Annotated in this window: 14 protein-coding genes; 10 read left to right on the top strand and 4 right to left on the bottom strand. The window is 47.9% G+C overall.

The window, feature by feature from the left end; translation table 11 throughout:
• The first annotated feature begins 16 nt into the window (after positions 1–16).
• A complete protein-coding gene (locus ACQY6Y_RS08120) occupies positions 17–1630 on the top strand; it encodes a peptide chain release factor 3 (RefSeq protein WP_428379835.1) in 1614 nt (537 codons plus the stop codon).
• A gap of 78 nt (positions 1631–1708) precedes the next feature.
• Here the strand turns inward: ACQY6Y_RS08120 and ACQY6Y_RS08115 are convergent, their stop codons facing one another.
• Entirely contained in the window at positions 1709–2380 is a 672-nt protein-coding gene (locus tag ACQY6Y_RS08115; protein ID WP_428379834.1) for an MBL fold metallo-hydrolase, read from the bottom strand.
• An 18-nt stretch (positions 2381–2398) separates the two neighbouring features.
• The gene (locus ACQY6Y_RS08110; protein WP_428379833.1) at positions 2399–3382 is read right to left on the bottom strand and encodes an NAD(P)-dependent oxidoreductase; all 984 of its coding nucleotides are present in this window, start codon (positions 3380–3382) and stop codon (positions 2399–2401) included.
• A gap of 257 nt (positions 3383–3639) precedes the next feature.
• Between ACQY6Y_RS08110 and ACQY6Y_RS08105 the strand changes: the two genes are divergently transcribed.
• The 9 genes from ACQY6Y_RS08105 to rsfS all read left to right on the top strand — a co-directional run bounded on the left by ACQY6Y_RS08105 (position 3640) and on the right by rsfS (position 11819).
• Complete coding sequence (locus ACQY6Y_RS08105; RefSeq protein WP_428379832.1) at positions 3640–5142, top strand: MFS transporter; 1503 nt, start codon at positions 3640–3642, stop codon at positions 5140–5142.
• Positions 5143–5265: 123 nt separating this feature from the next.
• The gene (gene rplU, locus ACQY6Y_RS08100; protein WP_428379831.1) at positions 5266–5613 is read left to right on the top strand and encodes a 50S ribosomal protein L21; all 348 of its coding nucleotides are present in this window, start codon (positions 5266–5268) and stop codon (positions 5611–5613) included.
• Between the two features lie 36 nt (positions 5614–5649).
• The gene (rpmA, locus tag ACQY6Y_RS08095) at positions 5650–5904 is read left to right on the top strand and encodes a 50S ribosomal protein L27 (protein WP_428379830.1); all 255 of its coding nucleotides are present in this window, start codon (positions 5650–5652) and stop codon (positions 5902–5904) included.
• A 109-nt stretch (positions 5905–6013) separates the two neighbouring features.
• Positions 6014–7414, top strand: coding sequence for a GTPase ObgE (gene obgE / locus ACQY6Y_RS08090; protein ID WP_428379829.1), 1401 nt, complete (start codon positions 6014–6016; stop codon positions 7412–7414).
• Positions 7411–8625: a glutamate 5-kinase gene (gene proB, locus ACQY6Y_RS08085; RefSeq protein ID WP_428379828.1), complete on the top strand. Its 1215-nt coding sequence runs from the start codon at positions 7411–7413 to the stop codon at positions 8623–8625. Before obgE ends, proB begins: the two co-directional genes overlap by 4 nt.
• A gap of 104 nt (positions 8626–8729) precedes the next feature.
• Positions 8730–9998: a glutamate-5-semialdehyde dehydrogenase gene (locus ACQY6Y_RS08080; protein ID WP_428379827.1), complete on the top strand. Its 1269-nt coding sequence runs from the start codon at positions 8730–8732 to the stop codon at positions 9996–9998.
• Positions 9995–10735 carry a nicotinate-nucleotide adenylyltransferase gene (nadD, locus tag ACQY6Y_RS08075; protein WP_428379826.1) on the top strand — a complete coding sequence of 247 codons (741 nt, stop codon included), beginning with the start codon at positions 9995–9997 and terminating at the stop codon, positions 10733–10735. Before ACQY6Y_RS08080 ends, nadD begins: the two co-directional genes overlap by 4 nt.
• A complete protein-coding gene (gene yqeK / locus ACQY6Y_RS08070; protein WP_428379825.1) occupies positions 10732–11436 on the top strand; it encodes a bis(5'-nucleosyl)-tetraphosphatase (symmetrical) YqeK in 705 nt (234 codons plus the stop codon). The genes nadD and yqeK overlap by 4 nt, the downstream gene beginning before the upstream one ends.
• Positions 11433–11819 (top strand): ribosome silencing factor, encoded by a 387-nt coding sequence (gene rsfS, locus ACQY6Y_RS08065; protein ID WP_428379824.1) that lies wholly within the window; start codon positions 11433–11435, stop codon positions 11817–11819. The genes yqeK and rsfS overlap by 4 nt, the downstream gene beginning before the upstream one ends.
• Here the strand turns inward: rsfS and dinB are convergent.
• Both dinB and ACQY6Y_RS08055 read right to left on the bottom strand, forming a co-directional pair.
• Positions 11807–13069 carry a DNA polymerase IV gene (dinB, locus tag ACQY6Y_RS08060; protein ID WP_428379823.1) on the bottom strand — a complete coding sequence of 421 codons (1263 nt, stop codon included), beginning with the start codon at positions 13067–13069 and terminating at the stop codon, positions 11807–11809. The two genes, rsfS and dinB, sit on opposite strands and share 13 nt — an antisense overlap.
• Before the next feature lie 19 nt (positions 13070–13088).
• Positions 13089–14327, bottom strand: coding sequence for a sensor histidine kinase (locus ACQY6Y_RS08055; RefSeq protein WP_428379822.1), 1239 nt, complete (start codon positions 14325–14327; stop codon positions 13089–13091).
• Positions 14328–14349: the final 22 nt, after the last annotated feature.

The raw sequence follows: 14349 nt of genomic DNA, 5'->3' as shown, positions 1-14349 counted from the left end.
TTGAGAGAGGAATTTCATGCCGAGCCTTGCTGAGGAGGTTTCTTCGCGTCGTACCTTTGCGATTATTTCGCACCCTGACGCAGGAAAGACCACGCTTACTGAGAAGCTCTTGCTCTACAGCGGAGCCATCCAATCAGCTGGTTCGGTTAAAGGAAAAAGTTCTTCTAAACATGCTGTGTCTGACTGGATGGAAATAGAGAAGCAGCGCGGTATTTCCGTGACTTCTTCTGTCCTTCAGTTCCGGTATAACGACTGCTGTATCAACATCTTGGATACGCCTGGCCACCAGGACTTTTCTGAGGATACCTATCGAACACTTATGGCTGCAGACGCCGCTGTTATGGTTATCGATGGAGCAAAGGGCGTTGAGGCTCAGACCATCAAGCTTTTCCGCGTTTGCACCTTGCGACATATCCCGATTTTCACCTTTGTAAATAAGCTCGATAGAGAAATTCGTGATCCATTTGACTTAATGGATGAAATTGAAACAGTCTTGGGCATTCACACCTATCCTATGAATTGGCCTATAGGAAGTGGAAAAAACTTCCGAGGGGTATTCGATAGGGCAAGTCGTCATGTGCTTGCCTTTGAGGGCGATGGTCGCGCCAATGCTGCAAAGCGTGTGGATGAAATTGAGGCAGAGCTAGGGGATGCTTGCTTAGACTCTCTCATTGGTAAAGAAAACCACGCTGCTCTTATCGACGATATTGAGCTTCTTGACGGAGCTGCTGATGCTTTTGATATCGAAGCGGTGCAAAACGGCACCCTTTCACCGGTATTCTTTGGATCTGCCCTTACAAACTTTGGTGTTGAACCATTCTTAAAAGATTTTCTTCGGCTTGCTCCAGCACCCACCTCACATATTGATGCTGAGACAGGCCATGCGGTTGATCCTGTTGAAGAGGGATTTTCTGGGTTTGTCTTTAAGATTCAGGCCAATATGGATAAGAACCATCGCGATCGAATTGCGTTTTTGCGCATTTGTTCGGGCAAGTTTGAACGTGGCATGGATGCATGGCATGTCCAGGGCAATCACAAAATGAAGCTTGCAACTGGCACCGCCATGATGGCCGATGATCGTGCTACGGTGGATGAAGCGTATGCAGGAGATATTGTTGGTCTGTTTGATCCCGGTGTATTTTCCATAGGCGATACGCTCTGTGAGATGGGAAAGCATATCCGATATGCTGGCATTCCAACCTTTGCTCCCGAACATTTTGCGCGTATTGAACAGGTGGATACGCTTAAGCGCAAACAGTTTGTAAAAGGCATGGAAGAGCTTGCCCAAGAGGGTGCCATCCAGATTTTCCGTGAGCTCGGTCAAGGTATGGAGCGAGTGATTGTTGGCGTGGTTGGCGTGCTTCAGTTCGACGTGCTGGAGCAGCGTCTCAAGAGCGAATACCACGTATCTGTTCGTCGAACGCCTTTGGCATATTCCGATATCCGTTGGATCAAAGGCGATTATGACGAAGCGGCTGTTCGAGCGCTTAATCTCACCCGTGATACGCTTCGTGTTGAAGATATGCGTGGCGGTAAATTGCTTCTCTTTACAAGTGCTTGGAATGTTGATTGGGCCAATGAGCACAACCCTGATCTTGAGCTTTCTGAATTTGGCAATGTAACGTTTTAGGCTTCTATTTAAGCTTTCTAAATTGATTTCTACACTTTCGTTTAAAAAAGGGATTGCAGATGCAATCCCTTTTGCACGTTAGCGCTCTAGCTTGCGAACAACCCTAATGTGTGGATCAACATGAGCTGCAAACGTATCAAAGTCTGCATAAGCACCAACAATACTTCCATAGTGAATGGGAATGACTACCTGCGGCTTTATGGTGTCGGTAAAAGCCGCTGCCTGTAGAGGATCCATGGTGTATGTTCCGCCAATTGGAATAAGCGCAATGTCACACGAAATCTTTTCATTGTCTGCGTTTTGATCGGTATCTCCCGCACAGAATATGCGAACTGGGTTATCGGGGAATGTCAAAATGTAACCAAGCCAGCCATGAGCTTGTGGGTGCATCTCAAGGCGTTCCGGCAGAACGTTATAGGCAGGAACAGCTTCGACTATAAGGTCAGGAAAGTGCTGAATGTCTCCAGCACACATTGAGGTAATGTCAGAAACCCCAAGAGAACGCACCTCGTCTTTAACCGAAGCAGGAACAATAAATCGTGTTGTTTGATGTTTTACCGCATCAATAGCCTCAGGGGAAAGATGATCATAATGGCTGTGTGTAATACAGATATACGTTGCGTCATGACGTGATTCTTCATCAGTAAGGTGAAAGGGATCAAGCCATACAACAGTGTCATGTGGGCCTTCGATTCGGATAGCACTCTGAGTTGGCACTGCTATGGAATCAAGCATCTCAGAAATATTCATCGTGGCTCCCTCCTCTTTTTAGAGCACTTCATAGGCGGAAGTTTGATTGTTTAAAAATGCCTGTAGCGCATATGTTGTGCTTCGAACCATGCCTTCCACATCCTCTTCTGTATAAAAAGCCATATGAGGAGAAACGATCACATTGGGATACGCCATCAGTAATGCACGATCTCTGTTAGGAAGGACGCTCAGACTTTTATTCTGGTAGTACAGATTTGATTCATGTTCGACTGTGTCGAGAGCGGCCGCACTCAACTTTCCTGATTCAATAGCGTCAATAAGTGCGTTGGTATCAACCAACATGCCGCGTGCGGCATTAATGAGAATAGCGCTGCTTTTCATGAGATTAAATTCACGTGCGCCGATGAGATGATAATTTTCCGGCAAGCCAGGAGCGTGAAGTGTTACGAGGTCAGAGGCAGATAAAAGCGCATCCAAGCTCGTATAGCTCACCGTTTCAGAGAGTTTATCGTTGGGGTAGGGATCATAGGCGAGAATTTTGCACCCAAAGCCGCTCAGTTCTTGCGCTACCTGAGAGCCGATTGCGCCGGTGCCAATAATGCCAACAGTGCATGAAGAGAGCGTGCGACCTATCTTGCCTTCAAGATCAAAGTTCTGTACAGCATTTTGGCTGAAGATAAGCTTTGCTCGACGAAGAGCCATGAGCATTAACATTATGGTGTAATCGGCTACACCTTCCGGTGGATATGCGGCATGAGCGATGCGCATGCCAAGAGCGTGTGCGTGCTCAACGTCAATATGGTCATATCCAATGGAGCGTGTTGCTATTGCACGAATACCTAATGCATGATAGGTATCCAATAGAGATGCGGGCATAGGATTCGTGATAATTGAGAGGGCATCGGCGCCTTGAGCGAGTGCTACGTTCTCTTCATTTGGATAATCCGACGTCCAATTAAAACTAAAGCCCGCCTCATCGGCTATCTTTTTGAGTACAGGCAGTTCATCATAAGGACGAAGCGCATACGCAAAGAGTTTCATAATTCCTCCGAAGACGATTGCTAGCTCAATAGTGAGATTATTGGATTGTCTGTTGATGTATGTATGGTAGAGGTAAATGGTAAAAAGGGTTTTGGTATTATCCACATTTGCCGATTGTGGTCAACGAGCTGGCTGGCCTGAGGGCGCATTTCTTGAGAGGCTGTGACCCCGCCCCCAGTGGATACCCGCATTTAGCACCCTAACGAATTGTTAGGCCTAAGCGCTTTACGTATCTATGAACTGGAGGTTCTCTTTTTATGTCTCATGCACCAATTTTGCAAGACAACCCAGACACGCAAACAAAACAAGTAAAGGAAAAACATTACAACCGCTGGGCAATTCTTTTTACGGTTGCCGTCATGTCTTTTATGTCCACTTTGGATAGCAGCATCATCAATGTTGCTCTGCCGCTTATGCAACAAGCATTGTCAGTGGACGGCACAGCTATTCAGCTTGTATCGAGCGCATATCTCATTTCGTTATGTATGACCGTGCTTGTGTTCGGACGTCTCGGCGATATCTTTGGCAAAGTTCGATTCTTTCAATTTGGAGTTGCGCTCTTCACAGTGGGATCACTTTTATGTGGTCTTTCCACCACATTTCCCATGCTGGTTATATCTCGTGTTCTCCAAGGTGTTGGTGGTTCGAGCGCACTGGCAACAAATATGGGAATCGTCACCGAGATTTTTCCTGCTTCCGAGCGCGGTCGAGCACTTGGCATTGTGAGCACCTTTATTTCTCTGGGTCTTATGTGTGGTCCAGTCCTTGGCGGTGTTTTAATCGCGTACTTCCCGTGGGAAGCGATCTTTCTTATCAATGTTCCAATTGGTGTCATTGCTTTTGGTGCGGGAGTAATGACGTTACCGCGCGATACTGCGTATGTATCGTCTGAACGTCCGCGTTTCGATGTGTTAGGAACACTCGTCTTTATTCCGGCACTTTTCTGTCTTTATATGGTGATAAGCTCCGGCGCTGCAATGCCCATGCCCCTTATGCTGAGTGTTTTGGGTGCGGGGCTTGCTCTCTTCGTTCTTTGTATTGTTGTTGAGCGACGTGCAGACATGCCTCTTGTACGTGTTTCACTTTTTAGGAATTCAGTCTTTACCGCCAATGTCGTTACGATGCTGCTGGTATTTTGCGGGGTAGGAGCAACTGAATATCTCATTCCGTTCTTCTTGCAAAATGCCTGTGAGTATCCTTCAGACATTGCTGGCATCCTTCTTACTGCCATTCCAATTGCTATGGCAGTCTTAGGACCAATTTCTGGAGCTGTTGCCGACCGTGTGGGAAGCACAAAACCTTGCTTAATAGGACTTGCCATTTATGCTGTAGGAATTATATGCGTGGCATTTTTGCCCGTGAATGCTGGTGTGGTGCAGATCTATCTCACGATCGCCTTTATGTCGGTTGGTTCTGGCTTATTTCAATCGCCTAACAACTCTCTTGTTATGGGTGCAGTTGAGGAAAACGACCTTGGATTTGCGGGCAGCCTCGTCTCGCTCATCCGTAATATGGGCATGAGTTTGGGTGTATCTGGAGGAACAGCATTGCTCTATGGACATATGAGCTATCTTGCCCAACGTCCAATTTCTTCGTATGTGCCAGATCGTCCAGAGTTGTTTGAGGCTGGATTTAGTTTTGCGTTAGTAATAATTGCGGTTGGCGTAGCGCTTGGTTTTATTCTTACCGTCCTTGGTGCATATTTAAGGCGTCGTCAAAGGCAAGACGCAATGAAATCTATGTCTGTTGAGCATGTGTAATACGTTATATACGTGAACTTTCCCTGCAGGTACTTTTTCCGGGGTATTTTTTCATTGACCAGGGCTGGTCTAGCTGGTAGTATATCCAGCTGTTGCACCAACCCCATCTATGAAGGGCATAACATGTACGCAATCGTTTCTACTGGCGGCAAGCAGTATAAGGTTGCCAAGGGCGACGTCATTGACGTTGAGAAGCTCAACGCGCAGCCTGGTGAGCAGGTCATGCTTGACGTTCTCATGGTCAATGATGGTAAGTCCATCAACGTGAATGCAGAGTCTCTTGCAGACCAGAAGGTCGCCTGCAAGGTTCTCGAGCAATTCCGCGGCGAGAAGCAGCTCGTCTTCAAGTTTAAGAAGCGTAAGCGCTATCACCGTCTGAAGGGTCACCGTCAAAACCTCACTAAGCTCGAGATTGTCTCCATTCCTGGTGAGTCTGAGGCGGCTGAGCAGGCTACTACGGACGCCGAGTAGTTTCAGCTTTACTTCGAGTAGATAGGCAGGTAGATCATGGCTCATAAGAAAGGTCTCGGCTCATCCCGTAACGGTCGCGACTCCCACGCACAGCGTCTTGGTACCAAGGTTTTTGGTGGTCAGGCTATTAAGACTGGTCAGATCATTGTTCGTCAGCGTGGTACTCACATTCATCCGGGTGCCAATGTTGGTCGTGGCAAGGATGACACCCTTTTCGCCCTCACCGATGGTGTCGTTCAGTTCAAGAAGGGTGTTAAGCACACTGTCTCTGTAGTTCCTGCAGAGGCTTAGGCTTAAACAATATAGAATTGTTTTCAAACCCTCGGCCGTTTGCGACCGAGGGTTTATTTTCATACACTGGCTTTATATGAGTCGTCAGAAATTCTCGGAGGAAGTTGACATGTCTCTATTCACCGATCTTTCCAGAATCAATGTTCGTGGCGGTGATGGCGGCGCCGGCTGCATGTCATTCCGCCGAGAAGCACATGTGCCTAAGGGTGGACCTGATGGTGGAGACGGCGGCAATGGTGGAGATGTCATTCTCGAAGCTGATCCACAGCTTTCAAGCTTGATTGATTATCGCTTTAAACATCATTTTCGAGCTGAGCGTGGAACACATGGTCAAGGTGCTCGTAAGCACGGCCGTTCAGCAGAAGACCTCGTGCTTCGTGTACCACTTGGAACAGTGGTGCGAGAACTTGATCCGGAAACAATGGAACCGCTCTACCAAATAGCTGATCTTACCCACCCAGGTGAACGAGTAATTGTTGGTCCTGGCGGTATTGGTGGTCGAGGCAACATTCACTTTGTTACCTCTACAAGGCGAGCCCCTGCTTTTGCTGAAAAGGGTGAACCAGCTCGAGACCATTGGATTGAGCTTGAAATGAAGCTTATGGCAGATGTCGCTCTTGTCGGCATGCCAAGTGTTGGTAAGAGTTCGCTTATTGCTCGCGTGAGTGCCGCTCGTCCAAAAATTGCTGATTATCCTTTTACCACCTTGGTTCCAAATCTCGGTGTTGTTCGAACATCGGATGATGCTTCATTTGTTATGGCAGATGTGCCTGGCCTTATTGAAGGGGCAAGTGAGGGCAAGGGACTCGGTCATCAGTTTTTGCGTCATATTGAGCGCACGGCCTTGATCGTTCATATCGTTGATGCAACAGGGGGATTTGAAGGTCGCGATCCGGTTGAGGATTACCACATCATCAATCACGAGCTTGAAGCATATGCTGCAGAGCTTGCGGCAAGACCTCAAATTGTTGTTGCGAATAAATGCGATATGCCCAATACCGCAGAGGCAATTGCAGCTCTTCGGGCTGCTGCAGAGGCAGACGGTCGACAGTTCTTTGCAATTTCCACGCTTACGGGTGAGGGATTAGAGGCACTTATCGGTGCATGTGCACAAGAAGTCAAAAAGCTTCGTGCCGAAATGGTTGTGGATACTTCAACACCGTCAAATGATCGAATTTGGGAGCGTCGTCGTAGAGAGCGTGATCGTGCCTTCACTATCTCTAACCTGGGTGGCGGCGTATTTCGGGTTTCTGGTCCTGCTGTTGAACGTATGGTTGTTCAAACAGACTGGGATAATGACGAAGCTATTCTTTTCCTCCAACATCGTTTTGAGCGTATGGGCCTTGATGATGCTCTTGAAAAAGCCGGTTGCACAAACGGTGATGAAGTGCGCATTCTTGATTATTCGTTCAACTATGAAGGTCTTGGTGGCGACGATAGGTTTGCTGAGCTCGACGATATTGACGATGCGGTTCTCTCCGAATTTGAAGAGGAGGGACGCAGGCGATGACTTCTCAAAAGCAGATATCTTCATCTCAGCAGACCGATAGCGTTTCGTTTGAAGTTAATGAGTGTGGGCAGATCAATTCGCCAGAGCCGCTCGTTTCATCGGGCGCAACAGTGGTGGCAAAGGTAGGCTCTTCTACTCTGATGGGTCCTGATGATGAGCTGGATCGCAGTTTTATCCGCTCTCTTTGCGAGCAAATATGTGCATTAAGATCTCGTGGCTTGCGTGTCATTCTTGTATCGAGTGGCGCTGCTGCAACTGGTCGAGCAAGGTTGGGTTTTGATGCAAGACCTTCAGACATTCCAACACTTCAGGCCTGTGCATCGGCTGGACAGGCAGCGCTTACTGAGGCGTATGCAGAGGTGCTGGCCGAACGTGGTGTGCCATGTGGACAAGTACTGCTAACCCGTGCAGATGTAACCGATAGAACCGGTTACCTCAATGCTCGTAACACACTCGAGCGTTTGTTGGAGCTCGGTGCTGTTCCCGTCGTAAATGAAAATGACACGGTGAGTGTTCGAGAATTTACGTTTGGCGACAATGATATGCTCGGCGCCATTGTTGCAACGCTTATTGATGCAGATCTCTATGTGATTCTGTCTGATGTCGCTGGACTTTATACTGCCAATCCACAGGAGAATCCTTCTGCACGGTTGATTACTCGCGTCGAGCATGTGGATGGACGCATTATTAGCATGGCCGGAGGAACGGAGTCCTCTTATGGCACGGGCGGCATGGCAACCAAGGTGCGTGCGGGGCGTGCAATGCTTGCTGCGGGTATTCCCATGGTTGTTTGTGAAGGTCGTATGCCTGAAGCATTACAACGTGCCGTGGATGGAACGGTGCCGGGAACGCTTTTTGCTCCTGCAGAGAGTGCTTCCATCCATCATGAACAGGCACGCAAGCTTTGGATTGGACTTGCTGGGGTTTCCCGTGGCGCTCTTATTGCGGATGATGGAGCGTGCCGTGCCCTTATCAATAGGGGAGCTTCGCTATTGCCAGTGGGAGTGATAGATGTGCATGGCGATTTTAACGCCGGTGATATCGTGAGCATCTATTCACGAGCAGGTGATTTGGTTGCTCGCGGGATCTGTCGTTTTTCCTCGGATGAAATGCGAAAAATAAGAGGACTTCGGCTTGATATTATTTCTCGTTTTCTTTCAGATCGAGCAGATAGTCCTGCGGTACATCGAGACGAAATGCTTGTTTTCTAATGTCATGAGATGGTTGCTGCAAAAAGGCTGTTTTACACTAGTAAAACCCGAAAGTTTAAGAGGAATGATTATTTTTATGCGTGAGAGAAGGAAAGGAGAGCTCAATGTCTGAGGCTCGTGAATTGGCTAAGGCAGCACGACTTGCTTCTCGCTCGCTTGCGACTGCGGGTGCAGCTACCAGGACAAAGGCAATCGAGCTAGCAGCTCACGCCATTGATATGGCTCGTGAAGAAATACTCGCAGCTAATGTACATGATCTTGAACGAGGACAAGCGTCTGGTCTATCAAATGCGCTAATGGATCGTCTATTGCTTACTGACGAACGCATTGACGGTATTGTTGCTGGAATGCGTAAGGTGGCTGCACAAGAAGATCCTATTGGCGAAGTAGTGGGTGGCCATACCCTCGATTCAGGCATTCGTCTTACACGAGTTCGTGTTCCCCTTGGTGTCGTAGCTATTGTGTATGAGGCACGGCCTAATGTAACGGCCGATGCGGTTGCTCTTACCCTGCGTTCTGGTAATGCATGCGTTCTCCGAGGCGGCTCAGCTGCTCATGATTCGTGTGTTGCCCTTGTCAATGCTTGCAGAAAAGGAATTGAAGAGGCAGGGCTTCCAGCGGATTGTGCCACCCTTATTCAAAGCACGGACCGTGCCGAGACTATTGAGCTTATGCACGCAAATGGTTTGGTGGACGTGTTAATTCCTCGTGGCGGTCATTCTCTGATTCGCACCTGTGTTGAGCAGGCAACTGTCCCCGTTATCGAGACAGGTGAAGGCAATTGTCATACCTATGTCCATGCCTCCGCCGATCAAGATATGGCGTTGTCCATTATTGAAAATGCCAAAACAAGCAGGCCAGGCGTCTGCAATGCATGTGAGTCGGTTTTGGTTGACGTTGAGTGTGCTGAGTCTTTTCTTCCTCGTTTCCTCAAGGCTTGTACAGTTTGGGGAGTTCTTGTTCATGGTGACGAGGCAACCTGTAAAGCAGCTGCTGCAGCCGGTTTGACTGAAGAAGTGGATTACGTACTTGCCGGTGAGGAAGACTGGGGTCGAGAATATCTTGCACTCGAAATATCTTGCAAGGTGGTCTCAGGTATTGATGAGGCCATAGCTCATATCAATCGATATGGCACGGGGCACTCTGAATGCATAGTTGCACGAGATGTTCAAGCTTGTGAGCGTTTCCTCTCCGACGTCGATGCTGCTGCGGTATACACCAATGCCTCTACACGCTTTACCGATGGTGGCATGTTTGGTTTAGGTGCAGAAATTGGCATTTCTACGCAGTGTCTCCATGTTCGTGGTCCCATGGGGGCTGCTGCGCTTACAACAACAAAATGCTTGCTTCGCGGAGAAGGGCAGGTTCGATGAACTTGTGCGATCGCCTTTCTGCGACACACACTATCGTGCAAAAGTGTGATGCAACGGTGCTTGGAGATGCATTTTCCGAGCCCGTTGCGCCGGATCTTCCTTTACTCGGAGAAGATCCTACAAAAACGTATCGGCTTGGCATTATGGGTGGCACCTTCGATCCTATTCATAATGGGCATCTCGTAACGGCCGAGCAAGCTTTAGGTGATCTTAATCTCGACATTGTTGTGTTTATGCCAGCGGGTTCGCCTGCCTTTAAGCAGGGGCGCGAAGTTGCAAGTCCTGAGGATCGTTATGCCATGACGCTCTTGGCAACATCTGATAATCCCCATTTTCTTGTAAGCCGCTTTGAGATAGATAGGTCAGGTATAACCTATACTGTCGACACACTTGCACGTCTTCGTGAAATCTATCCTGATAATGTTGAGTTTTATTTCATTACGGGCGCGGATGCCATTATGGATATTGTGAAGTGGCGTGATGCGGAACGGATTGCCTCTCTTGCACATCTCGTGGGGGCTACGCGCCCTGGGTATGATCTTGACTACGCCAGTGATGTAATCTTCCGGTCGTCCATTAGTTTTGATGTTACCTATCTCGAGGTGCCAGCACTTGCCATATCTTCGAGCCATCTGCGCGCGCGTCGAGCGGCGGGCCAGTCTTTGCGGTATCTCACACCTGATGCGGTTGTGGGTTATATCAAAAAACGCGGTCTCTATCGAAAGGCGTCTTCATGAGTTGTGAGCAAGCTCACATGGCGTATACGAGCGTTTCTTGGTTGAGTGGATTTGATGAGGTGTCTTACTCTTCCGACCAAGAGGCATATCTTGCAAGACTTGAAGAAGATCTTGCGAAACAGCTTGCTGCAAAACCGCGTAGGCTTCAACATTCATATTCTGTTGCACTGTGTGCAGAAAAGCTCGCACTTCTCTATGGAGTGGATCCATTTACATCACGTGTAGCGGGTATTCTGCACGACTGGGACAAGGCATATAGCAACGATGAGCTTATCGAGCGAGCACGTAAAACTAATCTCGATTTAGGAGTAGACCTCTCTTTAGTACAGCCACTTTTGCATGGCATACTTGCTGCTCATGAGCTTCCTCAGAAATACCCAGAGCTTCCTGAGGATGTGCTTCATGCTATTAAGGTTCATACCATAGGGAGTGCACATCCAACACCGCTTGATATGATTGTTTTTATTGCCGATGGCATTGAAGTATTTCGTCCAGTTGCTGAGGGTATAGAAGCTGTACGTAATCTTGTGGGAACAGTATCTCTCCCAGAGCTATATTGGCGTTCTTTTGCAAATGGTGTTGCTTATGTTATTGCGACTGAACGCTGGCTCTATCCGGGTACTATCGATATCTACAATCAACTTGTTCTTGCTCGCGAACGCGGGGAGGAGCCTTTTACAACTACGAAGGAGACTGCATGAGTGTTACTCCACTGGAGCTTGCACGCGTTGCTGCCGCTGCTGCCGATGAGAAAAAGGCAACAGATATTTGTCTTATCGATATTTCCAACACTTCAGATATTTGCGACTATTTTTTAATTGCAAGCGCTGCTAATCGTCGTCTCGCAGATGCAATTGTTGATGAAATAGAAGAGCGTGTACGTCTTAATTGCAATGAGAAACCCTTTTCCATTGAGGGTAGAGAAGAGCTTGCCTGGACGCTTATAGATTACGGCTCAGTAGTTGTTCATATTTTCCAGCCTGAGGCACGAGAGTATTATCGCTTAGATAAACTTTGGGGCGACGCACCTCGAGTTAAGCTTGATCTTGAAGGCGCTGATGCAGGCACGTCTCATGAATCTTGATCGTGTCCATTACCCGCGTCTTTGTCGGTGAATCGCAAATCATACCCGAAAGAGATGGCTTGTTTGCCAAAACGAGCACGCACCTGATCGGTGGTGCGTGCAAGGCGTTCACGTAGCTCTTCATCGTCATGGTCATGAGCCGCAAAGAGATCAAGTTGCTCCGGCTCGCCTTTATCAAATGAACTTACTCCAATGCCAAGCAGGCGTATGGGAGTGCCTTCTGCCCAAAGGTTTTGGAGAAGCGTTCGAGCTTTTTGCGCGATGGTACGCTTGTCTCTTGTTGGTTGAGATGTCTGACACTGAGCAGTTCTGCCTTCTGCATAACTGAACTTCAATTTAAGGGTGATAGTTCGACCTTTGAGGTCTTTTTCACGCAGTCGACGGGCAACCATGTCAGCAATATGGTCTATTGCCGCTTCAACTTCGTCACGCGCGGTTAGATCGTGGGAAAACGTTCGCTCATTGGAGACGGACTTCCGATCTTCTGGAGCACAAGCTTCTATCACTTGTGAATGTTCGCGCCCCGAGGCACGAATAATCATACGAGGACCCATAATTCCAAAGATCCGTTCAAGGCGTTTTGGATCTGCTTGTGCAAGTTGACCCAGTGTATGAATGCCCATTGCTACAAGTTTTGCCTCCGCTGATGCCCCTATGCCACTCATAGCGCGTACTGGTAAGGGATCAAGGAATGCTCGTTCGCTGCCAGGTAGTACCACGGTAAGACCTCGAGGCTTTTCTTTTTCCGAAGCAATTTTTGCAATCGTTTTATTGGTGCCGAGTCCAATAGAGCAGGTGATACCAAGTGTGGACACTCTTTTTTGAATTCGCTGACAGATTGCAACAGGACTCTCTCGAGAAAAACGTCCAGGCGTTACATCAAAAAAGGCCTCATCAATGGATACTTGTTCTACAAGCGGTGTTTCTTGTTCAACTATGGACATAATGCGTGCGCTGAGCTCGCGATACCTATCAAAGTGTCCATGTGTCCAGATGGCTTGCGGACAGAGTCGCTTTGCTTCAGCGGAAGGCATAGCTGAATGCACACCATAGCGACGTGCTTCGTAAGAAGCTGTTGATACAACACCGCGATGATCGGCATCTCCACCAACTATGACAGGTTTGCCGCGCCATTCTGGATGATCAAGCTGCTCTACAGATGCAAAAAATGCGTCAAGGTCGAGCAGGCCTATTGCCGGGCCATCCCATGAGATGGTGAGCTCATGTTCATGAGAAGCATTTTGTTTCATGTCCTTTTGCATAATCCAATTATAGGGTTATTACAAAAGTGGTTCCTTCGTAAGCATTGCTCGTTACTAGAATGGTTCCACGATGCTCATCGACAATGCCTTTGGCAATGGCAAGACCAAGCCCGTAACTTGCTGTTTTTGTTTCCTTCGTGCGAGATTTGTTTGAACGATAAAAGCGTTCAAATATTTGATCGAGATCTTCTTTTGGGATGGGGTCTCCAATATTATTTATCGAGAGACGAGCATGATTTTGAACATGGACAAGAGAAACAGTAATAGTGGTATTGGGATGAGCGTATTTACAGGCGTTATCGCAGAGAATCGTACAGAGCCTATCGAGCGCTTCTGAAGATCCTTTTACCGTTATATTGGGCTGGACATGCGTTTTGATTGTGCATCCGCGCTCAAAGGCAACTGCATCAAATTGAAGAGCGCAGCGTTCAACAATGGTCGATAGATTTACGTTCTCGTGAGGAAGATTGCCGCTATCGACTGCATACTCAGAACGAGCCAGCGCCAACAGTCCTTCTACCAGCCCTTGCATCCGGTGAGCTTCTTCAGCGGTGCTATTCACCCATTTCATTGTTTTATCAGGAATACCAGCATCTTTTTCTTGCAAGATTTGTGTGTTGGCAATGATGACTGAAAGTGGTGTTTTGAGTTCATGGGACGCATCTGCGACAAATCTGCGTTGCTGCTGCCAGCTCCTCTCAATAGGGGAGAGAGCCCATCGAGCCAGAGCAATACTTACAAGAAAAATGAGACCGGAGAGAATAATAAAGAGAGCTGCCGTGCCCTGTGCCTGGTTTATAAAAATTTGGTCGAATGGGGTGGTGTCGGCAATGGCGATGTAGATATATCCATTCTCTTGTCTACTACGCCAGCTGAGATGTGATGATTCCAGTCTTCCTTCAGCAGAAGAATTTTCTGAAGCATCCTTTATTATCTTGGCCAAGTCGACGGCGTTCACATGTACTGCCGATTTGTTGGAAGAAACAATTGTTCCATCTTCATTGAGATTTACTCGCGCTATAAGCATGTGTGCTGTGTCGTCATCATATTCCTCGTCAGACCAGCTCCCACCTATTTCAGGGGGATCGAGATTGTTATCTTCCAAGCTGTATGTGAGAGCTGTTTCAACCGGCTCTCGATGCGAGACGTAAGTCAGAAATAAGGTAACGCCTAATACGGTTGCTAAAAGAAGCATGAGAAGAGTGCAAAAAAACGCAGAGAAAGTTCTTCTCAAACGTTTGAGCATCTCTTCTCCTTACATAGCTAAA

The organism is Olsenella sp. Marseille-QA0557 (assembly GCF_965119725.1).
Taxonomy (GTDB): domain Bacteria; phylum Actinomycetota; class Coriobacteriia; order Coriobacteriales; family Atopobiaceae; genus Coprovicinus; species Coprovicinus avistercoris.
Note: the sequence above shows the minus strand (reverse complement) of the source record. Positions and strands in the feature narration are given on the sequence as shown.

Excerpts from the sequence above, each read along its gene's own strand:
- ACQY6Y_RS08120 (WP_428379835.1), top strand. The coding sequence starts at position 17 with ATGCCGAGCCTTGCTGAGGAGGTTTCTTCGCGTCGTACCTTTGCGATT.
- ACQY6Y_RS08105 (WP_428379832.1), top strand. The coding sequence starts at position 3,640 with ATGTCTCATGCACCAATTTTGCAAGACAACCCAGACACGCAAACAAAA.
- ACQY6Y_RS08055 (WP_428379822.1), bottom strand. The coding sequence starts at position 14,327 with ATGCTCAAACGTTTGAGAAGAACTTTCTCTGCGTTTTTTTGCACTCTT.
- dinB (WP_428379823.1), bottom strand. The coding sequence starts at position 13,069 with ATGAAACAAAATGCTTCTCATGAACATGAGCTCACCATCTCATGGGAT.
- ACQY6Y_RS08080 (WP_428379827.1), top strand. The coding sequence starts at position 8,730 with ATGTCTGAGGCTCGTGAATTGGCTAAGGCAGCACGACTTGCTTCTCGC.
- rplU (WP_428379831.1), top strand. The coding sequence starts at position 5,266 with ATGTACGCAATCGTTTCTACTGGCGGCAAGCAGTATAAGGTTGCCAAG.
- ACQY6Y_RS08110 (WP_428379833.1), bottom strand. The coding sequence starts at position 3,382 with ATGAAACTCTTTGCGTATGCGCTTCGTCCTTATGATGAACTGCCTGTA.
- proB (WP_428379828.1), top strand. The coding sequence starts at position 7,411 with ATGACTTCTCAAAAGCAGATATCTTCATCTCAGCAGACCGATAGCGTT.
- rsfS (WP_428379824.1), top strand. The coding sequence starts at position 11,433 with ATGAGTGTTACTCCACTGGAGCTTGCACGCGTTGCTGCCGCTGCTGCC.
- obgE (WP_428379829.1), top strand. The coding sequence starts at position 6,014 with ATGTCTCTATTCACCGATCTTTCCAGAATCAATGTTCGTGGCGGTGAT.
- yqeK (WP_428379825.1), top strand. The coding sequence starts at position 10,732 with ATGAGTTGTGAGCAAGCTCACATGGCGTATACGAGCGTTTCTTGGTTG.
- nadD (WP_428379826.1), top strand. The coding sequence starts at position 9,995 with ATGAACTTGTGCGATCGCCTTTCTGCGACACACACTATCGTGCAAAAG.
- ACQY6Y_RS08115 (WP_428379834.1), bottom strand. The coding sequence starts at position 2,380 with ATGAATATTTCTGAGATGCTTGATTCCATAGCAGTGCCAACTCAGAGT.
- rpmA (WP_428379830.1), top strand. The coding sequence starts at position 5,650 with ATGGCTCATAAGAAAGGTCTCGGCTCATCCCGTAACGGTCGCGACTCC.